The 23,301-nt window shown below is 66.8% G+C and carries 19 protein-coding genes; 10 read left to right on the top strand and 9 right to left on the bottom strand.

The window, feature by feature from the left end:
- The first annotated feature begins 2 nt into the window (after window positions 1-2).
- Both WMF20_RS36185 and WMF20_RS36180 read left to right on the top strand, forming a co-directional pair.
- On the top strand, window positions 3-1,067 hold the full coding sequence (locus WMF20_RS36185) for a hypothetical protein (RefSeq protein ID WP_437606353.1): 1,065 nt from the start codon (window positions 3-5) through the stop codon (window positions 1,065-1,067).
- Complete coding sequence (locus WMF20_RS36180; protein ID WP_437606352.1) at window positions 1,064-1,411, top strand: hypothetical protein; 348 nt, start codon at window positions 1,064-1,066, stop codon at window positions 1,409-1,411. Before WMF20_RS36185 ends, WMF20_RS36180 begins: the two co-directional genes overlap by 4 nt.
- Window positions 1,412-1,637: 226 nt before the next feature.
- On the opposite strand, the gene WMF20_RS36175 is transcribed toward WMF20_RS36180, so the two are convergent.
- The gene (locus WMF20_RS36175) at window positions 1,638-3,536 is read right to left on the bottom strand and encodes a hypothetical protein (protein ID WP_437606351.1); all 1,899 of its coding nucleotides are present in this window, start codon (window positions 3,534-3,536) and stop codon (window positions 1,638-1,640) included.
- Between the two features lie 98 nt (window positions 3,537-3,634).
- On the opposite strand from WMF20_RS36175, the gene WMF20_RS36170 reads away from it, so the two are divergent.
- Window positions 3,635-3,847, top strand: a complete 213-nt coding sequence (locus tag WMF20_RS36170; RefSeq protein WP_437606350.1) for a hypothetical protein — start codon at window positions 3,635-3,637, stop codon at window positions 3,845-3,847.
- 27 nt (window positions 3,848-3,874) lie between these two features.
- Here the strand turns inward: WMF20_RS36170 and WMF20_RS36165 are convergent, their stop codons facing one another.
- Window positions 3,875-5,335: a hypothetical protein gene (locus tag WMF20_RS36165; protein ID WP_437606349.1), complete on the bottom strand. Its 1,461-nt coding sequence runs from the start codon at window positions 5,333-5,335 to the stop codon at window positions 3,875-3,877.
- A gap of 923 nt (window positions 5,336-6,258) precedes the next feature.
- On the opposite strand from WMF20_RS36165, the gene WMF20_RS36160 reads away from it, so the two are divergent.
- From WMF20_RS36160 to WMF20_RS36150, 3 genes are all read left to right on the top strand, one after another.
- Window positions 6,259-6,867: a hypothetical protein gene (locus WMF20_RS36160; protein ID WP_437606348.1), complete on the top strand. Its 609-nt coding sequence runs from the start codon at window positions 6,259-6,261 to the stop codon at window positions 6,865-6,867.
- 80 nt (window positions 6,868-6,947) lie between these two features.
- Window positions 6,948-7,427 carry a hypothetical protein gene (locus tag WMF20_RS36155; RefSeq protein ID WP_437606347.1) on the top strand — a complete coding sequence of 160 codons (480 nt, stop codon included), beginning with the start codon at window positions 6,948-6,950 and terminating at the stop codon, window positions 7,425-7,427.
- 583 nt (window positions 7,428-8,010) lie between these two features.
- A complete protein-coding gene (locus WMF20_RS36150) occupies window positions 8,011-8,853 on the top strand; it encodes a hypothetical protein (RefSeq protein ID WP_437606346.1) in 843 nt (280 codons plus the stop codon).
- Window positions 8,854-9,096: 243 nt separating this feature from the next.
- Here the strand turns inward: WMF20_RS36150 and WMF20_RS36145 are convergent, their stop codons facing one another.
- The 3 genes from WMF20_RS36145 to WMF20_RS36135 all read right to left on the bottom strand — a co-directional run bounded on the left by WMF20_RS36145 (window position 9,097) and on the right by WMF20_RS36135 (window position 11,782).
- Complete coding sequence (locus tag WMF20_RS36145; protein WP_437606345.1) at window positions 9,097-9,912, bottom strand: ExeA family protein; 816 nt, start codon at window positions 9,910-9,912, stop codon at window positions 9,097-9,099.
- The gene (locus WMF20_RS36140) at window positions 9,909-11,264 is read right to left on the bottom strand and encodes a DDE-type integrase/transposase/recombinase (protein WP_437606344.1); all 1,356 of its coding nucleotides are present in this window, start codon (window positions 11,262-11,264) and stop codon (window positions 9,909-9,911) included. The genes WMF20_RS36145 and WMF20_RS36140 overlap by 4 nt, the downstream gene beginning before the upstream one ends.
- Before the next feature lie 119 nt (window positions 11,265-11,383).
- Window positions 11,384-11,782, bottom strand: a complete 399-nt coding sequence (locus WMF20_RS36135) for a hypothetical protein (protein WP_437606343.1) — start codon at window positions 11,780-11,782, stop codon at window positions 11,384-11,386.
- A 637-nt stretch (window positions 11,783-12,419) separates the two neighbouring features.
- Here WMF20_RS36135 and WMF20_RS36130 point away from each other — a divergent pair.
- From WMF20_RS36130 to tnpC, 4 genes are all read left to right on the top strand, one after another.
- Window positions 12,420-12,833 (top strand): helix-turn-helix domain-containing protein, encoded by a 414-nt coding sequence (locus WMF20_RS36130; protein ID WP_129575099.1) that lies wholly within the window; start codon window positions 12,420-12,422, stop codon window positions 12,831-12,833.
- Window positions 12,830-13,174 carry an IS66 family insertion sequence element accessory protein TnpB gene (gene tnpB, locus WMF20_RS36125; RefSeq protein ID WP_165374362.1) on the top strand — a complete coding sequence of 115 codons (345 nt, stop codon included), beginning with the start codon at window positions 12,830-12,832 and terminating at the stop codon, window positions 13,172-13,174. Before WMF20_RS36130 ends, tnpB begins: the two co-directional genes overlap by 4 nt.
- Window positions 13,175-13,431: 257 nt before the next feature.
- Window positions 13,432-13,737: a hypothetical protein gene (locus tag WMF20_RS36120; RefSeq protein ID WP_437606342.1), complete on the top strand. Its 306-nt coding sequence runs from the start codon at window positions 13,432-13,434 to the stop codon at window positions 13,735-13,737.
- Window positions 13,738-13,905: 168 nt separating this feature from the next.
- The gene (gene tnpC / locus WMF20_RS36115) at window positions 13,906-15,474 is read left to right on the top strand and encodes an IS66 family transposase (RefSeq protein WP_437606341.1); all 1,569 of its coding nucleotides are present in this window, start codon (window positions 13,906-13,908) and stop codon (window positions 15,472-15,474) included.
- A gap of 1,206 nt (window positions 15,475-16,680) precedes the next feature.
- Here the strand turns inward: tnpC and WMF20_RS36110 are convergent.
- From WMF20_RS36110 to WMF20_RS36095, 4 genes are all read right to left on the bottom strand, one after another.
- A complete protein-coding gene (locus tag WMF20_RS36110; RefSeq protein WP_437606340.1) occupies window positions 16,681-18,348 on the bottom strand; it encodes an SIR2 family protein in 1,668 nt (555 codons plus the stop codon).
- Entirely contained in the window at window positions 18,336-20,720 is a 2,385-nt protein-coding gene (locus tag WMF20_RS36105; protein WP_437606339.1) for a Piwi domain-containing protein, read from the bottom strand. The genes WMF20_RS36110 and WMF20_RS36105 overlap by 13 nt, the downstream gene beginning before the upstream one ends.
- A gap of 248 nt (window positions 20,721-20,968) precedes the next feature.
- On the bottom strand, window positions 20,969-21,322 hold the full coding sequence (locus tag WMF20_RS36100; RefSeq protein WP_437606338.1) for a helix-turn-helix domain-containing protein: 354 nt from the start codon (window positions 21,320-21,322) through the stop codon (window positions 20,969-20,971).
- 204 nt (window positions 21,323-21,526) lie between these two features.
- Window positions 21,527-23,299 (bottom strand): DEAD/DEAH box helicase, encoded by a 1,773-nt coding sequence (locus WMF20_RS36095; RefSeq protein WP_437606337.1) that lies wholly within the window; start codon window positions 23,297-23,299, stop codon window positions 21,527-21,529.
- Window positions 23,300-23,301 lie beyond the last annotated feature (2 nt).

The raw sequence follows: 23,301 nt of genomic DNA, 5'->3' as shown, positions 1-23,301 counted from the left end.
TCATGATGGACGTCATCCTCTCGCCGCTCGACCGCCTGCGGCGTTCCTGCTTCCGCCTCCTGGGCCGCCACGTGGGCACCTGGGTCGCTCGCCGGGACGTCCGCGTGTCGGTGCTGGGGACCGTCGCCGTCGTGACGGCGCTCTCGGGCGCGCTGCTGGCGCCGACATGGCTGCTGGCGCTCGGCCCCATCGTGCTCGGCGTCCCTCACGTGCTGGCGGACGTCCGCTACCTCGTCGCGCGCCCGGGCCTCCATCGGCGCGGGCTCGCGGCGCTCGCCGTGGCCGCGCCGCTCGCCGCGGGCGCGGTGACGAGCCGCCTCGCGTGCGGGCTCCTGGCGGCGGTGGCGGCGGCCTTTGTCGCGAGGGGCGCGCGCAGCCGCCGCGCCATTGCGATGGCCTGCCTGGCGCCGCTCGTCGCCGTCGCCGTGGCCTTCCGCGGCTGGTCCGAGCTGGTGTTCGCGCACGCCCACAACGCGATCGCCGTCGGGCTATGGTGCGCCTGGCGGCCGCGGCGGACACGCTGGCACCTCGTGCCCCTCGCGCTGTTTCTCGGGTCGTCCATCGCGCTCGCGACAGGCCTCCTCGATCCGCTCTGGCGCGCCGCGGCCGCGGCGCTGCCCGGGCTCGGAGCGCCGATGCAAGCCCACGTGCGCGCCCTCGCGCCGCGCGCGCCGGGCGACGTCGGCGTCCGCCTCGTGCTGCTCTACGCCTTCGCGCAGTCGGTGCATTATGCGGTCTGGCTGAGGCTCGTCCCGGAGGACGATCGCCCCCGCCCCGCTCCGCGCGGCTTCGTGAGCAGCTGGCGAGCGCTCGCGGACGATCTCGGGCGCCCGCTCCTCGGGCTCACGGCGGCCGCCGCGCTCGCGTTGATCGCATGGGCCTGCTTCGACCTCCTGGCTGCGCGCGCCGGCTACCTTCGATTCGCGGTATTCCACGGGCACCTCGAGCTCGCGGCCGCCACATGGCTCTTCGTCGAGCGGCGCTGGATGGCCGGCGCCGGCGACCCGGGGCAGCAGCGGCGCTCCCCGAGCCCTCGCGGCGCGGTGCTCGCGCCGTCGTGCGCATGATGCGCTGGGCGGTCGCCTTCGTCTTCACACAGGTCGTCGAGGTACCCGTGTACCTCGCCGCGATGCGCCGGCAGCGCGTCGAGGCAGGGCGCGCGGCGCGCTTCTGCGCCGCGTTCGGCGCGAGCGCGCTCACGCATCCGATCGTCTGGTTCGTCTTCCCGCGCCTCCTGTCGCGCCAGGGCTACTGGACCATGTTCGCGGCGGCCGAGGCGTTCGCCGTCGTGGCCGAAGGCGGTTATCTCGGCCTCTTCGGCCTGCGCCGCGCGCTCCGCTGGGCGCTCTGCGCGAACGCGCTGAGCGTGGGGCTCGGCCTCGCGCTGCGCAGCTGCGTGGGCTGGCCTTGAGAGGACGGGCGGTCTGGGGCACCCTCGCGTCGAGATCGCGCTTGCGGTGAGGTGCGCAATGCGTGCGCATCGGCGCTCCACGGTAGAGGCGTGCTGCGCGCGCAGTGCAGGACGAGCGCAATCGCAGAGCGGGCGATGACGGCGTTCGCGTTCGGCAGGGGGCTGCGACCCCCCTGGCGGCGCGGGCCACACGGACGTGCTCGCGCCGACCGCCAGGAGCTCCGGGCTATTGCAGCGTCATGGTGTAGGAACCATTGGCTCGGAGGCCGAGCATCTGGATGACCCGGACGACGTACTGGCCAGGTTGCTCGAAGAGCCACGACACGTCATTGTCACCTTCCAGAAGATATTCCTCGAGGGGGAGCTCGTCGGCCGGCGCATCGCGCCGGCTCACTTCGACGCGGCCAGTGTCCGTATCCCGCAGCACGATGTGGAGGTTGGTCGATGCGCCTGCGCTCAGCAAGAACCAATCCTCGTCTTCTCCCTTGGCCAGCTCCCACTTCCCCTCGACGGCCCTGCCGGCCTCCAGCGTGGTCGCCGTCTCCAGGGACGCCCCGTGATCGTCCGTGTAGAGGGAGATGTAGCGATCGATCTCCTCGGGGCGCGGGAGCAGCGGCGACGAGACCATCTGTTCCCCCAGCGAAGCTCGGAGGTAGTACGTGCCCGTCTGGCTCGGCTTGAACGAGACGGTCCGGTCCGACGCCGATGCCACCAGGTTCTGCTGGGCATCGAAGAGCTCGAGGGGCACGCGGCCACCGAGGGAGTAAAGCGTGTTCGCCTGGAGATCGACGGCGAACATGTCCACGTCGCCGGGCGGCTCGATGCGCGCGCTCCATTCGCCGGGATCGACCACGCTGGCCGAATCGGGGCGATTGCCGTGGTCGTCTTCGACGTGGCACAGGGGCCGCGACGGGTCGTCCGTGTGACCCTCGCACGCGCGAAAATCCCGGAGGAGACCCAAGTAAAGCGAGAGCCAGCGGGAGAAGACCTCATGGTTCTCCTCGTTCATGGTCGACTGATCGACGGCGTGTTGCATCTGGTCGGCTCGAGCCAGCATCCTATCGATCTGGTCGAACAGCGTGGGGCTCTGGTTGCGCCGCAGCCAGTCCGCGAACGCGTCTCGGTTCTGTTCGAGCGTGCGCCCCTCGTTGGCCACGTAATCCGGCCGGGACACGCCGACCAGGTCGAAGTCGTAGGGAGCGTACAATATCGCCTTGCGATCGACGTCGACCATGGTGACCAGGTTCTTCCCGTCGATCCCGTCGTACTGAATCACGAAATCGTTCAGCAGGTTCAACAGCACTAGACCATGCTGGTCCACCTCGAGCTGCGAGGTATCGACCCCGGACAGGTCTTCCCATTCCACCATGCCGCAGCGCTCGGCCATCTCGTCCTCGGGCTCGCGCACGAACGCGAGGTGCGTCTCCTCCTTGCCGGTCGGCGCGTCGTGGTAGGTGAGCCGTACGAGCCGCGTCTTGAGCGAGGGCACCTGCAGCTGATCGAGCACTTGATAAACAGTGTCCTCCATCAGCAGGCGCTGCTCGTAGGCCTCGATAGAATCCGCCTTGAGCGTGGGCGACAAGCCTTCCCTGTCTCCGCAGTGCGTGACGAACTTCACCGACTTGCCGAGGTGTGCGAAGATGTTGTCTTTTTGCTTTTCCTCGAATTTGAGCGAGAACGGGCGAAAGCCGCAACGAAAGCGCGAAACTCCCCGGGCGATGATGTTCGCGGTGATCGGCGCCGCGCCGCTCTGGTCGCTCAGCTCGATCACGGCCTGTGAGCCAGATTCCTCTTTTGTGGGCGCACTGTTCAGCTTCGTAAAATCGGCAGAGATCCGCATGTTCAACACGTCGCGGCTCTTGAACATGGGCGACTTTGAAGCGTTGCAGGTGAACATCTGCGAGTCCGGCGACATGTCGGCGGGCGTCTGATCGCCACCATCGGCTGGTGTCTCATCGCCATCGTCGGCGGGCGCCTCATCGCCGTCGTCGGCGGGCGCCTCATCGCCATCGTGGTCCGAAATGGATTCCTTCGAGTTGTTGGGTGGCTCACTGGAGCATGCCACGCTCAACGCGAGTCCAGGCAAGAGCAGGGCCGCGAGGGTAATCAAGCGCACTTGGTTCATAGGACGTTCAACCATTGCGAATGGGTGGTACCGCGAGGGGAAGCACCGGCGCTGCGGATGAAATATTCAAACCACAATAGACGACGATGCGTTCGCTCATGCGCAACTACATCGTTGATGCCGCCAGGCGGCGCGATCCTTCAGATGATTTGCCGTGGCGTCCTCGACTCGCTCGCCTGGACACCTGGAGGGGTGTCGTCGCGGATATTTCGATCCATCGAAGCGCGACATTTGCTGTCGCACTAGAACGTTTGGACGCGTTCTGCTGCCAGCTCGTCCATCACTGCTTCCGCTGCACGAGCGATCTGTGACCCCTCCACGTGCGGCCTCGTCGTGCTTCAGCGCGCGATCAGCTCCCCGTCGGAGGTCCACCCCACCTGCGCGCCGGGCGCCGTGGAGCCCGGCTCCGGGAACCACAGCGTGATGCGACCGCTCGTCGGCTCACGCTCCACTTCGGGGAGCCCGAGATCGGGATCGCCCGGGTAGCTCCGCTGCTCACCGTCCGCCAGCGTGACCGTCATCTGCCTGATGAGCGCGCCCTCCAGCTCGAACGTCACGCGGCGGCCGTCCGCCAGGGTGACGCCGCTACGGCCGATCGATGTCGGCGCGTTCGCCAGCCACGCTTCGCGCATCGCGACGCGCGGATCGCCGATGCGCTGGGCGTGCTCGCCGCAGGCCGGCGGCGCGTCCCCCAGGCGCGCGCACACTCCGTGAAAGAACGCGCTCGCCGCCTCATACTCGCGCACGAAGCGGTAGCGCGTGGCCAGGATCTCGTCGTCGAACATCGGAACGTTGGCGAGCGGCTCCGCGTCGATCTGATTCAGCGCGACCTGCACCGCGGCGATCCCATCGACGATGGCAACTCGGAGCACGTCCGCCGGCACCTCTTCTCGCAGGGTCCAGATCAGCTGCCGGAGCGACTGGCCTGTCTCGTGATCGGCGCGACCGAAACCCCAGAATGCCTCCGAGACGGACTGCTCGTAGACGTCCATCCTCCGGCGGCAGTCGACGGGCGTGCCCCCTTCGTCCAGCACCTTGCCATGGCAGGGATCACCGTCGAACACGTGCGCGAGAATGTCGGCGATGGCCTCGTTCGCGGCGGTGCTGAGGCGCTCGCCGAGCGGACCGGAGGCGAGCCAGAGGCCGTAGTGCAGCGCATGGCCCAGCTCGTGATTTACGACGTCCTTCTCCAGGTAAGGGTGAGCGCGCGTGGGCTGCGTGGCGTGTCCGAGCAGGGTGTAGGAGCAGTTCCTGCGCAGCGGCAGCTCGAACTCGCCGTTGTCGGTGCGAAACGAGAAGGTTCCATCGGGTCCCAGGAGCTGCTCGTGCTTCCGGCGCAGCGCCTGCGCAATGTCTGCCGGGCCGACGTCGGGGTTGTCCGCGTGCTCCTCCACGTCTTCGAGGAAGCTGCGATGCAAGGGTGGCCGCTCGCACGTGAACGCATCGATCCGCTCGATCGCTGCCCGGTTCGAGGGCGCGCTCGCGACCTCCGCCTCGAGCGCGCGCAGATCGTCGAAGATGCGCTCGCCGTAGAGCTGCGGCAGGGCCTCCGTCGCGCTCGTCCCGCTCGGCGGAGAGATGAACAGCCGCGCTGGCGCATGCGGTACGCTCAGCCCTGCCTCCGCCCAGTACGCGAGGAACGCTCGCGCCGAGGGCAGCACGTCGGCCTCGAAGCGCTCGCGATCGGCCTCCGTGGCAAACGCTCCGCGCGCGACGATCGGATCGACGAGGGGCGCCGACTGCAGCGTTGCCTCCTCGCGGTCTTGGAGATCGAGCCCAGCGCTCGTCGTCGGTTCCACATCACACGCCGCGAGCAGCGGGGCAAAGGCGAAGAGAATGGATTTTTTTCATGATGGGGTCTCCAGGAAAGAGGCGTCTTCAGTCGGGCCGGCACGTCATGCGCCGGCTCGTCTCTGGCCCTATTCCGCGCCGTCCCGTGTTCCTTTAAACTCTGCGGACGATTTCTCGCCCGCCGTGCAGAGCACAGCCGCCGGCCGACCGCCAACCACGGGCAACGAAACACGTGTGCGTATTCCGAGCATGGCGCTGGTCGGCTCTACGCCCGCGTCCGCATCGGCGACAACGCCCGCGAGAGCTTCCCGGCTCCTGTGGTCTTGTGCCCTCCGGTGCGCTGTTGTGAAGAATGGCGGGAGCCGAGCCCGCTGCGACCGCGCGGTGGGGAGCGGCTCCCGTGGGCCGTGCCCATCACCGAGCTTGGCGCGCGCCTTCGTCCGCATGGCCGCCGCCTGCGCGATAGCCCGCCCGCTCCTCGGGGCGCTGCCGCGCCGACGGGTCGACACCGAAGGACCCGCCATGTGGCTCGTCCAGTGCCCCCTCCCCGCCGGCATGGGGCGAGGGGTAGCTGGGCATCGCCGCCTACGCGCGGCCAGCTACGGCAGCCTACCCGGTCTACGCGGGCGAGGGAAGCTGCCGCCGAAGGCGGCTTCGCTCAACCTGACGTTATGTCAACTGCCGGTCGTTGGCGGGAAATTCTTGACTGGTCGGAATGGCTTTGCGCGGGCTATCCTCTCGAAAGCGCGCTGCTCCCGACCACGACCCACCCGTCCCCGCCTCGCTGAATCTGGATCATCGCGACACGTTCATTCGAAACGCCTAAGGGGGAGTGGCCCGTGCTTCGTCGTTTTTTTTCGTGGTGCGAGAGCGGCCCGTTGTCGCGCCTCTCCAAAGGCGAGTAACCTCTTTCTGAGATAGCGAGCACGACATGAGCACGTACGAACTTCTCCAATGGTTGGGGCTCGGGGCGGGCGCCCTCGTCCTGGTCGCGATCGTGGCGGGCGCGATCAAGCTCTCGCGCGCGACGGACGCGGTCTGGCCGAACTGTGCGACGAGGTACGGGCTGACCTTCGATCAGCAGAACGAGGGCAGCGCGCTCACGTCACAGCGCCGCGTCAAGTCCCTCACCGGCGTCGTGCAGAACGTGCCGCTCCGCGTCATCTCCACCTGGAGCATGGTGGGCAACACCAGAACCACCTCCACGGCCTTCTATGCGCGCTCGTTGTATCCGGTGCCGCATCGCTTCTCCCTCCAGATCACGCGCGGCGCGGGTGGCCCGCAGCATCACTTGGTGCCGACGGGCGACCCGAACTTCGATCGCATGATTTCGCTCAGGAGCGACTCGCCCGCCCTCTCTCGTGCGCTCATGAACTCGGCGGTGCAGGCAGCGCTGCTCAAGCTGCCCATGAATCAGGTCGGGCTCTCTTACGACAACGGCGAGCTCTGTCTTTCCTACGGCGGTCAGCCGCTGAAGCCCGCCGAGCTCGAAGCCCCCATCGACGTCCTGGTCGTCCTGGGTCACTCGAGGCTCGCATGATGGCCTCACCCTCCGACCCGCGCCAGGCGTACCTCCGAGACCTCGGAGCGGCCCACGGCTTCACGCTCGAAGAGCTCGAAATGAACCGGCAAGGGCGCCTTCATCCGGCGCAGGTCAGGCGCGGCAAGAGCTCCGGCATCGGCTGCGGGGTGTTCTTGCTTCTGCTCGGGTTACTCGTCGCCGCTGGGGGTGTTGGAGGTGCGCTCTACCTCCACGACGATTACTCGAAGCCGATTTCCGACACCGACATGAACGGGCTCTACGCGCTCGGCGGGGGCGGCGTCGTGCTGGGCGTGTTGCTCGGTATCGGCGCGCTGTTGATGTTCTGGAAGGTCAGCGCGAGGCGCAAGGCGTACGCCCAGAGCCCCGCGCTGGTCGCCCAGGGTCCGCTCCAAAAGGTGCACGTCGACGGCCGCGGCGGCATGCCGAGCCAATGGCGCTACGTGATCGGCGGAGTCGCCTTCGTCGTCTCGCGGAAAGCGTGGGAGCTCACGACGCACGGCGCCCACTACCGCGTGTATCACCTGGCGGGCGATCTTCTGAGCATCGAGCCGCTGTGAGAGCTCGGGGCGGCCTCGAGTGATCTCCTCGATGGTCGCGCAATTGACGTCGCTCCCGATCTGAGCTCTCAGTTGCAGAAGACGGCGCTTGACACGTCGGGGGAAAAAAGCCCGCCGCGCCCGAGGAAAGCGACGGTCCGTCGACGAATGGCGCGGGCCAGCGCGAGCGCGAGCCGGATGGCGCTCGACCTGATGCGGCGGCGGTCAGGGGTTGTGGTGATTCCAAGCCGCCCCGGGGTGGGGCGCTTGGGCGCGAACCGGCCCGTAGAGGAGGATCGGCGACAACGACCGCGAGAGTTTCCCTCTCGATCCGAAGCTGACCAGGAAGCAAGCGCGAGGAGCGCAAGGAGCTCGTCGCCGATCTGGCCGCGCGGCTGCGCGCGTCGCGCAACGTCACGCGCGACGCGATCGTCGCGCTGCTGGAGCGGGCGGCGATACGCGAGGGTAGGGCGCTCCGTGACGTCATCGAGGCGGTTGTAGAGGCGCCGCACAAGCGAAGGTCGTCCCCGGCGGCAGCTCGGTACCGAAGCAGGTCACCCTCCAGCAGTTCGGCGAGCTGTGGACCTCGGGCGAACTCGCGCGCATGTACCCCGACCACGTGAAGCCAAAGCGCAGCGTGGAGCAAGACGTCTACCGGCTCGACCGCCACGTGTACCTGATCGCCAGCCGCATCCCCGTCGCGGCGTTCACGCTCGACGACGCCGAGCGCGTCATGCGCGCGCTCCCGCCGATGTCGCCCGCGTCGCGCCGTCACATCGCGCAGCTCCTGCACCGGCTCATGGCGATGGCCGTCTTCCCTTGCCGTCTCCTCGCGACGAACCCGCTCCCCCGCGGCTTCCTCCCGAAGCTCGACCCCGCGAAGGCGAAGGCGTGCCTCTACCTCGACGAGGATGCGCGCCTGCTGGCGTGCTCCGCGATCCCTCTGTGCGCGCGTCCTTTTGGGCTTCCTGAACCGCGACGGCCCGCGCATCAGCGAAGCGGTGCGCCACCAGGTGAAGGACGTCGACTTGGAGCGCGGCGCGCTGCGCCTCGAGAAGAACAAGACGAACGACCCGCGCGCCTGGGCGCTCTCGCCCGGCGCGCCGCAGGCGCTTCGGCATGGCTTGCGCTCCGCGACAACCCGGCGCCCTCCGCGGCACTGTTCGTCGACGAGGACGGCGATCTCTTCAGCGTCGAGCACGCGGCCGAGCGGTTCCGCGCCCACCTCCAGCTCGCCGGCATCGACCGCCCGGAGCTCTTCGAGGATTCCGAGGAGCGTCAGCACGTCCGCGCCCACGACACGCGTTCGACCTTCATCACGGTCGCGCTGGCGAACGGCCAGAGCGAGACCTGGGTCGCCGACCGGACCGGGCACCGGAGCTCCGTCATGATCCAGAGGTATCGCCGGGCGCCAGGACGTTTACAGAGCCGGGCCTTGGCGAGCTAGCTTCCCTCGCCGAGGTGCTACCCGAGCTCGGGGGTGTTGACGCTCAGGCTGGCTGATGGTCCGCCAAGCAGGCCGCTTGATGGCGATCGCGGACGTACGCGGTTGCAGTCAAGGAGAGCGATGGCCATCGCTCGGACGCGCACCGCAGGGCGGCTCGCGATGGCCATCATCGTTCGTGGCCGTCGGCGCCAGCGAGGTGTTCCTTCGCTAGCGCCGAGGTGACGCCCGTCGTGTCGGTCAGCGTCAGCTGCCGTCCGTCCCCAGGTCGCCGACGATGCGTGCCATCACGTCACGCTCGACGAGCTTCTTCTTCCGTCGCGCCGCCTCGCGCAGCGCGGCGGTGGCCATGCGGTCGATCTCGCGCAGGCTCGAGCCGGCCGCTTCGTGGAGCAGCGTCAGAGCGTCCGCGGTGAAGACGTCGCGGTCGGCGCCGGCGCGGCCCATCCGTAGCCGCACGTACTCTCCGGTATCGTCGGGCACCATCGCACCGATCGAGAGACGCCGCTCGATGCGCGAATACAGCGAGCGGTTCTTGCGCAGCTCAAGCCGGTCTTGGAGGTCAGAGAGTCCTACCAGGATCAGCGACAGCAGGGCGCGGCTGTCCCATTCGTAGTTGAGCAGGATGTGGAGATGATCGAGCGTGTCTTGGTGGAGCAGGTGCGCTTCGTCCAGCAGGAAAACCGGGTGGATGCGCTCGCGGCCGAGGGTCTCGATATGCGCGCTGACAGCGTAGAAGACCGCCGCTGCGGTCGCGGCGGGGTTGAGTCCGAGGGCATGGCAGAGCTGGCGATAGAAGTCGCGGCGGCCCAGCGTGGCGTTGTGGCAGTAGGTCAGCCGGAAGCCTGCCTGCGGCAATCGATGACGTACCGCCCGCAGCACACACGTCTTGCCGGCGCCGGGCTCGCCGACCAGCAGCACTTGGGCGTGCTCGTGCACGGCCTCGCACACCTCCTCGACGAGCTGCTCCTTGGAGGGCGGCAGCCACAGGTCGCCGTCCTGGATCTCCTTGGAGAAGGGGGCGGCGGAGAGGGTGAAGAAGCGGACATAGGACTCGCTCACGTCTCACCTCCGCGCTCGCTCGTGTCGACGCCAGTGCCCATCGAGCGGCCGAGCGTCCGCGCGGGGTTGAAGTCCACCGGGCGTGTCGGCTTGTCCGCCGCAGGCCCGCCGCACGGCAGCCGCTTGCGCCGCGCGTTGCGCTGCGGATCGACCGGATGCAGCACCAGGCGCTTGCCCTCGTGCTCGACCCACGGCGGCTCGTCAGGCGCGACGAAGCACCGGGCGACGGAGACGATCTGGCCGGCGAGGTAGCCCTGATCGAGCTGCCAGGCGACACCGTCGATAGAAACGATGTTATCGCCCGAGACGCGGCGGCGAGTGCGCTCGGTGAGCGCGACGCGCAGCGCCTTTTCGTCGACGCCGCCCTCGGCGGCGGGGCGGGCCGCATAGATCTTCGCCGGGGTCTGGCCGAGCAGGCCCGCGTGCGGCGCCGGGTGGTAACGCCTGTCGAGGAAGGCGCGGAGCGTCGTGTTGATGTCGACGAGCGACGCCACGGCGCCGAGGTAGGTCAGGCACCCTTCGCGCAGCGTGCGCCAGAAGCGCTCCACCTTGCCACGCGCCTCGGGGTCGTACGGCTTTGCGTGCAGCAGCGTGATGCCGAGCCGCGCGCACGCGGTTTTGAGGACGTCGCCGCGGTAGGTGGAGCCGTTGTCGAGATAGAGCGCGTCGGGCTTGCCGTGACGACGCAGGGCGTCGACGGTCATGGCGAGCATGTCGACCTCCTTCTCGGTCGTGTGCGCCTCGAGCGCTACGACGTAACGAGAGGCGTCGTCGAGCAGCCCATGGATGCGCAACGGCATCGCTTTGCCGCCGACGGTGCAGCCGGTCACGTGGCAGACGTCACCGTGCCAGAGCGCGCCGGGGCGCTCGGCCTGCCAGCGCAGCCGCGTCTTCGACTCGCCCTCGGCGCGCGCGGCGCGGCGGCGAAGGCCGTGCGCGGCGTACAGCCGCCGTACGGTAGGCTCGGAGACCTTGCCCGCTTCGAGCCGCCCCTCGTCGACGAGCGTCTTGAGGATGAGCGGCACCGAGGCGTCGGGATGCTCGCGCCGGATGTCGAGCAACAGCGTGCGCAGCTCCTCCGACAGGTCCTGCGCGAAGCCGCGATCGCTGCGTGGTTGCGGGCGCAGGCCGTCGAGACCAGCGGAGCGATACGCATACAGCCAGCGCTCGAGCGTGGGCACCGAGTAGGTGCGCGTGCTGTGCGCGCCCGGCGGTCGAAACCGCTGCTCGCTAAGCATGCGCAGCTCGGCGGCGAGCTGGCCGTGGGTGAGCACGCGATGCATGAGAGGGCCGATGACCGTGGCGCGATAGATCGCGACGGTCTCGGCATGGTCGGCAGGGCCGAGGGGCATTCGGACAGGTCCTTTCTGCGCCTTGCTGGCGCGCGGTCCTTGTCCGGGATTGGCGGCGTTTTCGGCAGGGATCCTCTGAGGTGGGCTGTACGAGTGGGTCTCCTTGGGGGCAAAGTCCCTCACGCCGCATGCACGGCGCCGAAGAAGGCTCGCTGCTCGATCGGCAGCGCCCGGGTCGTCGGGTCCGCGCGTGCCGCGAGCGATGCCGCAACGGCGGCTGCGCTCTTCCGGAGCGAGGCGGACGGGCCTGGGTCGGGGGCATCCGCAAACAGACGTCGCTGCGCGACGTCACGCGCCCACCGGCGCAGCGTGGCCCAACCAGCGACGGCGCTGTCGCCGAGGATCTTCGCCGGGCCCACGCGCCGACGGACCTCGGCCGCCGTCGCGAGCGCCAGGCCCCAGAGCGCGAGGGCGAAGCCGATCGCGACGGCGCTGTACACGCGAAGGCCGAGCACACCGCGAGGAACGACGAGGAGCACGGCGCCGCAATCGAGGCAGCGGTAGCGGCGGGCGGTCACCAAGAGCACCTCGGGAGGATGGTCCGGGCTGGTGGGGCCCCAGACCTGCCGCTCCCGCCTGCCGTGGCCTTGGAGCCGGATGGCGCCGCCCAGCGGACAGCTCGCAGCGCCGCAGACGGGGCAGCGCGCAGGCCGAGCTTCGACGACCGTGGGCGGCTGCTGCTGCCAGCGCTTGATGTCGATGGCGCTCTGGATAACACTGCGACCGCTTCGATTCCTGGGCACAAGAACCGGAGCACGACGAGGAGGCTGTCCGCCAAGATCAGGTCTCCTCGTCGCCTATTTTGTGGCCGGCACCGCGCCGCTGCTCCGCTCCTGCGGTCGGCCTACCCCGTCGTGAGGCGGGTGTGGGAGCAACAAGGGGTGGTAATTTTCGACCGGTGAATGGAAGTGGGGTGCCCGCGCGGGAAGGGCTTCTCTGGGCCGACGAAACCGTGCGCAGAGGGGGCTATGATGAGAATCTTGAGGGGCAGGAGGTAATGCGTCGTGCTCCGCGGCGCTCCGGAGTCGTCCTCCCGGGTCGCGTGCCCAGAGGTAGCCGCTCCGCGGACCGCGTCTTTTCCCTAGCCAGCTTCGGTTGCACGCTACGCGACGTCTGATGAGGGCCGCGCCCTCGCCGAGCGAAGAGGAGCGAGCGATGCCAGGAAGCAGGGAGCTGGTGCAGCTGCGTGCAGAGATGTCGAGGTATCGAGAGCAGAAGAGCCGTGGGAAGTACCCGAGCGAGCTGCGGGAGCGAGCCGAGGCGTACGCCAAGGAGCGTTCCCTCGCGGGGGCGACGCCGACCGAGATCGCCACGGAGCTCGGTGTCCACAAGATGACCGTCGACCGATGGGTAGCTGGCGGTGAGCGCGCAGAGGAGGGTGCGTTGCCAAGAGCCACCCATGCGGCTCAGCATGTTCCGTTTCTCCCCGTCGTGGTGCGCCCGGAGCGCCGAGAAGCGCCGCCTGTGCGGCTCAACGTCGCATTTGCCGATGGGACGCGGATGCAGGTATGTGGGATAGGCGCGCGCGACCTCGTGGATGCGATCGAAGCGCTGCGGAGGGGACGGTGACCCCCGCGACGATAGCCGTCTATCTGGCGGTCGGTCCAGTGGACTTGCGTGGCGCATTCGACCGGCTCGCCGCGATCACCCGGCAGGTGCTGTGCCTGGACCCGGCCAGTGGCGCGCTGTTCTTGTTCCTCAACAGGAGGCGCAACCGGCTAAAAGCACTTTGGTGGGACCGCAACGGATATACGATTCTGTATAAGCGTCTCTCGAAGGGTGCGTTTGCTCTGCCCTCGTTCACCGAGGCCGACGGCAAGTGTATCGAGCTGTCAGCACAGGACTTCGCGCAGCTGCTCGCCGGTCTACCCGTGGAAGAGCTGGCAAGCCGCCGCCGGCTGGTCCACTGAGGCGTCTGCGCCGGCGCTCGTTCACCACGCTGCCGGCGCCAGCGCGGCCCGATGGCGGCCGGCGCAGCCGGATGCGGGGATGGAGCAGGGCGCGAGCTGCATCGCGCCCGAAGACCTCGCGGGAGCGCGGCGCCGATGGCGCACCACGACTGCCCTGCATTCCCGTCTTCGGCGAGAGATTCTCATCGAAAGTAGCGACAAGTCGGCTGCATAAGGTACTTGTCAAGGGCAAGCGGAGGGGGCATCCATGGCGCGCCTTGACCTCGACGACACGATCCGGTGAGACCGCGCTGCCGCAGTCGGCGGAGCCAGAGCGCCTTGACGGTGCGGCGCTCGTGCTCGGCTACCTCCAGGCCAGGGGACAAGCCCAGGGGAGCCCCGCCGACCCCGGGTCGGCGGTCGACGCGCTGCTCCGGCGGGTGCAGGAGCTCGAGGCGAGGCTGGCCGAGCTCTCGACGGCGGAGCAGCAGGCCCAAGAGCTCGCTCGCACTGTCGAGTCGCTCAAGGCGTACAATCAACAGCTGCAGGAGACGATTCGGACCTTGGAGATCGGGTTCCGGTGACACGTCTCCGAGCAGGTCTCGCCTGACCAGCTGCGGCTTTCGCTGGCCGGCGCGCCAGGCGCCTGTCCGGCTCCAGCTTCGTCGCAGACCGAGCACTGCGCCTCGCCCGATGCGGACCCGAGCGACGGCAGCAACCAGCCGCCGGGCCCCGCGAGCGCGCCGGAGCGCGTGGCGGCGGCAGAGTCCTCCTCCGGCTCGGATCCCGGAGGTGGCAAGCGAGCCAAGCGCCACGAGCACGGGCGCCGTCGCATCGGTGTCATCCCGAGGGTGGTCATCGAGTCGCTGCCGCCGGAGGTGCTGCTCAAAGGCATCGAGCGCTTCGAGCGTGTGGGCGCCGAAGACAGCTCGGTCATCGGCTACCGGCGTGGCGGCCCCATCGAGATCGTCACGCGTCGCCCCAAGTACGTGGCCAAGGCGGAGGCACCGGCGGCGAGCAGCGGAGCTGAAGAGGAGCCGGCTCCTTCGCCAGCCGGTGGACCGGCCTTCACGCACGAGCTGGACGAGCCGCTGGTCGTGCGAGAGCACGAGCTCCTGGGGATCCCCGCGGACACGGGCTTCAAGCAAAGCCCCTTCGTCGACGGCGTCCTCGTACGCTACACGCCCGAGTCGGATGCTGCGGAGGACAGCGGCGGACCGGTGAAGATCGCCGCGCTGCCGGAGCGCCCGATCGACAGGTGCCTTGCTGACCCGAGCCTCTTGGCCCACCTGTTCGTCCACAAGCTCGACTACCACATGCCCTACTACCGGCAAGAGGTGGAGTCGGATCGCCACGGCTTCCGCATCGGCCGCGGCAACATGACACGCTGGCAGTACGATTGCGGTGGCATCGCGATGCGCATCGCCGATGCCATGTGGAGCAACGCGCTCTCGCGGTCGTGGTTCGCCATGGATGCGACGGGCACCGCCATCCGGGCCAAGGACAAGCACCGCTATGGGCATGTCTTCGTCCTGGTCGCGCCGGGCGATGGGATGCTGTTTCGCTATACACCGACGTACGACGGCCCCACCGTCGCGAAGCTCTTCGGCGGCTACCAGGGGACGCTCGTCGCCGATGCCTCGGCCAACCACAACGTGCTGTTCGGGCCGGGCAAAGCGCGCGAGGCCGGCTGCTGGAGCCATGCACGAAGGCGCTTCTTCAAGGCGTTCAAGGCCGGGGCGGGCACGGAGGCGGCGTTCGCGCTCCAGACCCTCCAGGCGCTCTTCCGCGTCGAGGAGGAATGCGCCCTGTGCAGCCCGGACGAGCGTCTCGAGCTCCGGCAGCGCGAGTCCGCACCGCTGATTGAGAAGCTCTTCGCCTGGGTCGAGGCGCAGCGGCAGGTCGTCCCGGAGCATTCGCCGTTGCGCGAAGGGCTGGTCTACCTGCACAACCAGAGGGAGGCGCTCTGCGAGTTCCTCTCCAACGGGGAGATCCCCATCCACAACAATGCCAGTGAGAGGGCTCTGCGCCGCGTCGTCAAGGGGCGGCGCAACTGGCTCTTCCACGGCAGCGACGAGCATGCTGTCCGGGCGTGTGCCATCACGTCGCTCATCGCGACCTGCCAGATGCACGGGCTCGACCCCGAGCTGTACTTGCAGGAGATCCTGACCGTGGCTCCCAGCTATCCGCTCAGTCGCATCCTCGACCTGAGTCCCAACAACTGGGTCGCGACGCGACAACGCCTCATCGCCGAGGGGCGGCTCAAGTACCTGGACCTGGCTCGGATCACCGGCTCGCGGCTCGCCTTCCGCGACCGCTGATCGCGCCGCGTCGTCCGCTTCCGTCGCGCCCACAGCGCTCGTCGCGTCCGGAGCGGCCGAGTCAGGCGCGCGTCCTTTCCGCGTCCGCGCCGAGGTGCGTCGGCTCGTCGAGCCGGTGCTGTCGTCGCTTTGTCCCGCCACCGTCGAGCTCGTCTTCGCGGGGCGCCTTCGGGTCGCTTCGCTTCGGCGCTGCTTGTCCGCGCCTCGGGTCGGCCGCCGTTCGCCCACCTCGTCCGCGGACGGCTGGGCGGCGCTCTTGCGGCGCCGCACGCCTGTGGCCTCGGCAGATCCCGCGCGCTCCTCCTGCCCGGCCGCGCCACGCGGGCGCCCCTTCGCGCGGGCGGGGGCGTCCTCGCGGCCTTGCCACGCGACATGCGGCGCGGACAGCTTCAGCACCGCCGTCGTCAGGCTCGGGACTTCGACTCCCTCCTCCCCGCTCCGTCGCTTCGTCATCGCACCGCGACTCTACGCACGTGGCCGCCTTCCACAAGCACGCTTCAGAACGCGCTCTGCGGAGCGGCTACGCCCAGAGCGAGCACTCTCCTTGATGGCCAGCCTCGTTGGGCAGAACCCCTCACCATCAAGCAGCATGCTCGATGCGATGCGCTGCCGCATTAATGAGAGGGCGCGGTAATAGGGGGCAGGGGAAGAGCCACGGGAGACGGCACGGAGGAGGGCGAGGGTGGGACGGTAAGACGAAAAATGCTAGTAATTATCAATAACTTGGTCTTGTGGCGAAATGGCAGACGCGGTGGATTTAAAAGGCGCTCTGGGGCGGGGGAATGGGGGCGAAGCGGGGAAATTGCCGGGGAAATCGGAGGGGGGTGGCGACGGATGGACGCGGTTGGAGCGGGGGTGTGACGATTCGGAGGGGGCGCGTGGCGATTCGATCGGGGGGAGTGGGGCGGGGGGAGAGCGGGGCGGAGAGGGGGAGGGGGCGAGGGGGGCGTCGGTGAGGGCGATGCTGCTTGTGCAGCTCGGGGAGGGGCTGGCGGCGGCTGTTGCGGCAGGCGATGTTGAGACGGCGCGCGTAGCGCACGAGGCGATCGGGCGGCTGCTCGGAGGGCCGGCGTCGTCGCAGGGCGAGGCTGCGGCCGAAGTGCTCGACCTTGCTCGGGAGCGTGAGCGGAGGGGACGATGAGATCCGGCTCGGCCTTGAGTACGGGAGCGTCGCCATCAGATGGCCTTCCGCCAGAGGGGCATCTCTCACGGAGTTCGTGCCGCCGCGAGCGCTCGGACGAGCGCTTCCACCGCCTCGTGCTGGCCACTTGGGTACCAGATCGGGACGATCCGGTGTTCTCCGAGTGTGCGTCGACGAGCACGCAGGTCGCTTCCGTTAGCGGGAGCCTCTACAATGGCATAGTGGGCGGGCAGCGCCGGTTGGTCGACTAGATGGCGTAGGACGCGCAACGTACGGTCGGTATTCAGGCTGCAACCGATGAACAGGATCGTTGCGGACGAGAAAAGGCGGCGAAGAGCCGAAGGAAGCGGTCGAAGCGCGCCTGGATCGTCGCCGTAGTGAGCATCGTATTCTCTTTCGGTGAGGACTCGGTCACTATCGTCGTTCGCATCTCCGTGCAACTTGATCAGGTAGCGCTCTGTATCGAACAGAGCATGCTGTAGCGCTCCGAACCGGGTACCCCATACCGGGGTGAGCATTGTCCCGCTCTGCTGAAACGTTGTCTCGAGTACCCGATCGAAATTGGTCGTGATGATCGAGCCCGCGGTGAGGCTCGGCAGGATGAGCACCGTGCCCTGGGGCGTGCATGCCCGCCCGAATGTGTTCTCGATCAAGCGCTGAAAATGAAATCTGCCGAGCTCGCTCTCAAGGCGCCCAGCCGCAGCCTCGTATCGCCAATTGGCGAGATCGTCGCGTACCTCGGCACCTATCCCTGCCTGGTCCGCCGCCTCCTCCAAGAACCTGGTCCAACCGGGGAACCCAGAAGGGATCGAGACCCCCGCCCCAACGAAGGGCAGGACCTTGCCCGCACGTACAACGTCCGTGAGGCGCTCGAATTCAGCGCGGTTGTCGTGCAGTGCGAGAAGGTCCTGAAGAAGAGGGTGCATGCGTGGTGGAAGTAGATCGCGGACGAACTGCATTGCGTGTATCGAATTTCGATTCCGGGGCCAGCTTTGGCCTGCGCTGCAATATCGGCGGACGGACAGCGTGACCTCCAGCGCGGTCAGCATCAATATGCTCTCAAAACGTGCGCTCACGTCCATCTCGCCACGTCTGACACGCGACAGAAGTTGCGCCACGACCTCTTCTGGATGCTGTCCGGGGAAGATCCGCTCGAAGATTCCTGGCTTTGCGTGCGCGGCGAGCACGGCCTCAGGGGATGCGTCTGAGGCACAGAACCATGGTATCTTGTCCAGGCGCTCAGGGCTGAGCACCAGAACAGCTGCGAGTACTACTCCCGGAGTCACGTGCTGCCCACGAAGATGCTCACGAACGTGATTTTCCAGAAGTCCGCGTGGACCGTGTTCTTTCAGACCGTCGGCTAGGGCGAGGAGCCCAAGTAGAGTCCATGGATCGTCCGCGTAACCACAGCGCTCCTTTGTGTGCGGACGGCGGTCGAGCACCGCGCGTAAGGCATCAGCCAGTAGCGACATGTCTCCGAGTTCCGGAAGTACAGCCCGGGCGAAGCCAACAGCTCCGAGGTACGCGGCTTCATGCAGGCGCTCTACTTCAAGCTGCACACCATGAGAGAGCTCAAACGATGACGCTCCGGGATCAAGTCCGGCGTGGCGCGCGAGCCACAGGGCTGCGTTGCGATGGAGATCTCCCAAGCTCCGCTCGCGTTGAACGCACGCTTCGCGCAACTCGCGGAGGATGCCGATTAATATCGGACTGTCATCGATCAAAGGAACCACAGGCTCCCTGCAAGTTGTGTATCAATCACGGCGTCGGACCATCCCTCTACGGTGGATAGGTGGTTTATGTGGTCGGCAATTAGATGCGCGTAGTAGGTCGTAACCGGCTCAAAGATGCACCGGCTCGAGCGCCAGGACAGTCCTGCAAAATCGAGGACCTGTCGTGTCAGTGCGTTCATGTTCTCATAGGTCGAATGTTTGTGCAGTTCGAGACGGAGCGGCTGCGGCATCGGGTCCGTGTCACGCAGCATGAGTGTGCCATCCTTCACGCAAAGCAGTCGCTGTCTTGCCCCGAGGTGAACCACCGTTCCACGCGAGGGGACCCGCTCGCCTCTAGTTGGCGTGTTCGCAGAAGAGTTCGTTGCTGAATTTCGGTTCCGGCCATTCTGGCGAGGTTCGACTACCTTCCACGGATGATCTCGGTGCACCGTTAAGCATGCGGTTTCGAAGCAGATGTCGGTTGACAATTCACGCGTGGCCGCGTGAATTACAGAAGAGATGTCGGTGTTCTTTAGCGGTTTGCGCGTATGAACGATGAGTCGCACCCGGTCTCCGCGGCGCCAAGCTTGATCATGCTTGAGGCGGGCCAGGATCTCCGTCACGGATCGCGAGAGTGCGACCGGGTACTCCTCGTAGGCGCAGCGTCCAGAGGAAGCTGCAAGCCAGTAGCTTCCATCGCTTGAGAAGACCGTGGTAATACCCATATATCGATTGCGTGCTGAAAATCGCGGGCCAATCTCTGCGTGAGCCATCCCCAGAACGATCTCACGTGCGCTTGAATCATTGGAAAGCACGGTCCAAGGCGTTCCGCCGAGTTTGGCATGCATGGCAATCGCGATGTTCTCGAGAATGTACGGGAGTCCAGCCTGATGAGACCGCACGGTATCCATGCGTACTTCCTGGGAGGGCACACCGTTCAACAACAGATGCGCCTTTGAAATGATGTACGGTCCTCCCAGTACCGTCTCGTCAGTGTGGTCGCGGAGGAACACGAGGGCGATTTCAGGACGGTTGGACTGATTCCACGCATCCTGGATGGCGCGCCGATAGCACACCGCCTCCGCGGACGCGCCTTGCGAGTACACGACTGGTGCCCACTGAAGCTCCGCGCCCGTGAAGCCAAACGTGTGCAAGAAACCCCTGCGCATCGGTCCGCGACCGGAACCGTACCCGCCATGCAGTAGGCGCTCGACGAACATCTTGATCTCGTCCTTGAACTCCTGCGGATGAACCACGAGAATTCGTGGCGTATCGTTGCATCGTTGAAACGGTCCGTATTGCTCGAGCCCAGAAGAGGGAATCGTATGGATCGCGCTACGATCAGGCCTAAAGCAATATCGTGTGGGTGGGAGTCGTTGGACATGAACCCGGCTCTCGGCGTCGAGCAGGCCTGTGAATTGAAAGCGCATTGAAGGAGCAGCTTCCAGAACCCCGCGGTTCCTGAATTCTTTGCTCATTCTGCAAAGTTTCCGAAGATACCCGTCGCCTGAAAACACTGACGCCATCAACTGCTGCTCTGCGCGCTCGACATCGTTCAGCTCAGACGGCCGCAGAAATTGTCCGAGCAGGTTACGGAGCGTTTCTTGCCGCGCCTCAATCCGATAGCGCTCGGGGTCTACGTGACGGACTCCCTGATCTCCTTCTACTACGACATAGCGCCCAGCAATTCCGGTTACCCGTCCAATCCATTTCTCGTGGGCGTCAGGAGCGGGATCGTAGAGCCAGCATCCACGAAGGTCAAAGCGACGATCAAGTAAATCTTTCGCATTGGGCTCGATCTCATACCGCTGCCGCAGCCGAATCGTCATCCCGAGGGTAGTTTCCCGAGATGGCATCTTGATCAGCTGAATCGTTAGGCCAGTTCGGGGGAACTTGTGTAGACCCACGCATGCGCGTGGGCGCTTGATTTTGGCTTGTTCGAAAGCCTTTTCGAGAATATCGAATGTGTGTAGGATCCGCTCGTGCTCGAATTGTCGCCGTCGAAGTCCTAGATTTGGCAATAGCGCAGGAAGACGATGACTGATGAGTGCGCGAATGATCCCAAGATGCTCATTGGCGGGCAGCGTGCAGAGATTGTCGACGTTTGCACCCGGAGTGAGCGGGACGAGAGCGATCCCTTCTCCTCGCCTGCGATGCACGAACACATCATTCATCTCGGCACGCATCTTCTTGAAAGCGTCGTCTCCGGGGTACGGCAGTAACGCTGCATCGAGCGTGTTGTTCAACAGTTTGATGCGAATGCATGATAAGATGAAGTCAGCATTTCGAACAGCCTGGTAGCTCGACGATGTCTGTGTCGACTCCGGGTCGACCGTGCCTTCGGACCCGCCTCCATTGCCTTGTCGTTGTGCTGCGCCCTGCGAGGAACTCATGATGCTGGCCTTCCTCCTAGCGAACACCGCCCAGGGCGTTCGCCTAACTCGGGAACATACGTACGTGCAAGCCAAGAGAATGCGAGTGACCACTGAGCAGAGCTGTTCTCAATGTCCAAACAATCATGTGAAGCGTTCGCGGCCGAATCGGTGCCACGCGTTCGATGCTGCGAAGATGTCCGTTGTTGCGGCAGCCAGGCTGATTTCCTCGTATGCCCCGTCGGGAATGCAATTTTTGGTGAACTTTATCATCGGTAGCCTTCCTTGTTCTTGGTCAGCTTCTCAGTGTGCTTTATCAACTGCTCGATAGCATTTTTGTTGAGTCGCCCCTCGGCGACTTTTCGGAATAGGATGCCGGCGGCCGGTTCGCCTTTGATGTAGTCTTCAACGAGTTCTCCTACTCGGCCGGCGCGACTAATGAGCTCATCGGCATCGAGGTGCAGCAGATTGGCAAGAGTTCGCAGCACATCTTCGCTGGGGACGCGACGGTCGCTCTCGATGTCGCTTAGGTAGGACGGCGTAATGTCCGCTTTCCTCGCCAGTTCGCGAAGCCCCATACCCGCTCCGATTCGGCGATCTTGCAGACGCTGGCCCAGGCTCACTGTACTCATGTTCGCTGACAAGCGAACGCCACGATGAGCACGGCGTCAAGGGTAATCGCGCAGCTGGTTCCTTGGGGTTCTCGGTGCTGGCCGCAACTGGCGCCCCTCCCGTCTGGCTTCCGCGCCCTCTCCGTCCGTCCCTAGGGGCGTGAGGCCTTGTGCCGGGATCCGGGCTGGGGTCTACCCTTGCGGAGAGGCGCACCGTCAGCTGTCCCACAGGTTGACGACGCGGCTGTAGCTCTGGATGCCCTCCGGCAGCCCGTCGTCCTGCACGTCGACGACGAGGCACTCTGCCGTCCCCCCGTTCTCTGGGCCGCGCAGGCCGCGACCGACCATCTGCTCATACCGCAACGCGCTCGTCGTCGGTCGCGTGATGCAGACCACGTCCGCACGAGGAGCGTCGAAGCCCGTCGTCAGCACGCCGACGTTGCAGAGGAATCGCAGGCCGTCGCCGTCGCGGAAGCGCTCGATGGCAGCAGCGCGCTCGGCTCTCGGTGTCTGCCCGGTCACCACCGCGGCGCAGCCGTCGTCAAGGGCGCGGTTCAGGGCGACGGCGAGGACCTCCGCGTGCGCGACGGAGCACGCGAAGACGAGCGAGCGCCTGCGCTTCGGGAGCCGGCCGAGACGCTTGAGGATCCGGGCGTTCCGGTCGTGCTCGAGCCCGAGCTGCGCGACGTAATCGCCGGGAAGGTCCCTGAACTGCTCGAAGCGGCGAAGCTGGGCGTCGGTCATCGCGCGGGTTCCCTCGACGCGGAGGCGCTCCGCGTTGACCTGAGCGAGGATCCCCCGCCGCTGGAGGGCCTGGATCGGCTTCTGACCGAGCGAGTCAGGGCGTAGGAGCTGCTTCTGGAAGTACCGCTGGAGCGTCGCGCTCTCCTCGTCGTCCGAGCGCCACGGCGTCGCGGACAGGCCGATGACGGGGGCCGCTCCATGCAGCGCACGCCATTCTCGCTTCGCGCAGAGCCCGAGCGCTACGAGCACTTCGCGCTGCGTGTGCGTGATGAGCGAGTGAGCTTCATCCACGACGGCGCACGCGAGCCGCCGGGTCGGGAAGTTCTCGAAGAAGTCCGGCCTGTTGTCCACCCAGCTCGCGAGCTGGTCGATGCCTGCGACCAGCACGGTGGGCTCGTCGCCGATCTCGATCGAATCCGGATCGCGCCCACCCCAGAGCCGCACGATGCTGAGCGGCAGCGTCCGACGGATGATCTCCCCAGCGCGCTGCGGCGGCACCTGCCAGACCTGCCGGAAGCACTCCCATGCCTGCCGCTGGAGCTCGTCGCTCTGCGCGATCCAGAGCACGACGTTGCGCCGCTGCCGCTCCTCGGCGAGATGATCGCAGATCGCCTCGACGGCCACGCGGGTCTTGCCAGCCCCCGTGGGGAGCGACAGCATCGCCGTTTCCCCGGTGCCGCCAAGGAGCATCTTCCGCATGGCGGCGTACACCTCGATCTGGAAGTCGTGCAGCGGCGGCAACGGCTCGACCGGCACGACCTCCTCGTCGTCGGGCAGGGGGTTCGATCGGCACTTCGCGAGCAGCTCGGGCAACCCGGCGATCTCGCAGAAGCGGCGTGCCCAGGTGCTACCCTGGTGCCAGTAAGCTGCCATCACGCGCGAGCCCGCGCCCTGCTGCGTCATGTTGCCGTGCAGCGGCGCAGCGCGCCGTCCTCCGACCTCGCGGTAGAGAACCTCGAGCTTCTTGTATTTCGTCGTCGGCAGGTTCTGGAGGACCTTCTCCCGGAGCCACGGGCCGGTCGCGCCGTCGGACAGCAGCCGGTGCCCGAGGAGGTCGACGACCTCGGCGATCGGACGCGAGGGGGCTCCGGGCGACAGGTTTCCCGATCCACGGAGCGCCGCCCGCACGGCGTCGAGCCGCTCGCCCACACGCGAGCCCTCGTCGCTCGCGAGGAACCCGTCCCAGTCCTCGCGCAAGATCCGCGACAGCACCTGCTCGATCTGCGCTCGCTCTTCCGCGTCCATGG

Source organism: Sorangium sp. So ce834 (assembly GCF_051521425.1).
Taxonomy (GTDB): domain Bacteria; phylum Myxococcota_A; class Polyangia; order Polyangiales; family Polyangiaceae; genus Sorangium; species Sorangium cellulosum_D.
Note: the sequence above shows the minus strand (reverse complement) of the source record. Positions and strands in the feature narration are given on the sequence as shown.

Excerpts from the sequence above, each read along its gene's own strand:
- WMF20_RS36185 (WP_437606353.1), top strand. The coding sequence starts at position 3 with ATGATGGACGTCATCCTCTCGCCGCTCGACCGCCTGCGGCGTTCCTGC.
- WMF20_RS36140 (WP_437606344.1), bottom strand. The coding sequence starts at position 11,264 with ATGCCCCTCGGCCCTGCCGACCATGCCGAGACCGTCGCGATCTATCGC.
- WMF20_RS36160 (WP_437606348.1), top strand. The coding sequence starts at position 6,259 with ATGAGCACGTACGAACTTCTCCAATGGTTGGGGCTCGGGGCGGGCGCC.
- WMF20_RS36150 (WP_437606346.1), top strand. The coding sequence starts at position 8,011 with ATGTACCCCGACCACGTGAAGCCAAAGCGCAGCGTGGAGCAAGACGTC.
- WMF20_RS36170 (WP_437606350.1), top strand. The coding sequence starts at position 3,635 with ATGCGCAACTACATCGTTGATGCCGCCAGGCGGCGCGATCCTTCAGAT.
- WMF20_RS36130 (WP_129575099.1), top strand. The coding sequence starts at position 12,420 with ATGCCAGGAAGCAGGGAGCTGGTGCAGCTGCGTGCAGAGATGTCGAGG.
- WMF20_RS36175 (WP_437606351.1), bottom strand. The coding sequence starts at position 3,536 with ATGAACCAAGTGCGCTTGATTACCCTCGCGGCCCTGCTCTTGCCTGGA.
- WMF20_RS36155 (WP_437606347.1), top strand. The coding sequence starts at position 6,948 with ATGAACCGGCAAGGGCGCCTTCATCCGGCGCAGGTCAGGCGCGGCAAG.
- WMF20_RS36180 (WP_437606352.1), top strand. The coding sequence starts at position 1,064 with ATGATGCGCTGGGCGGTCGCCTTCGTCTTCACACAGGTCGTCGAGGTA.
- WMF20_RS36105 (WP_437606339.1), bottom strand. The coding sequence starts at position 20,720 with ATGAGTTCCTCGCAGGGCGCAGCACAACGACAAGGCAATGGAGGCGGG.
- WMF20_RS36095 (WP_437606337.1), bottom strand. The coding sequence starts at position 23,299 with ATGGACGCGGAAGAGCGAGCGCAGATCGAGCAGGTGCTGTCGCGGATC.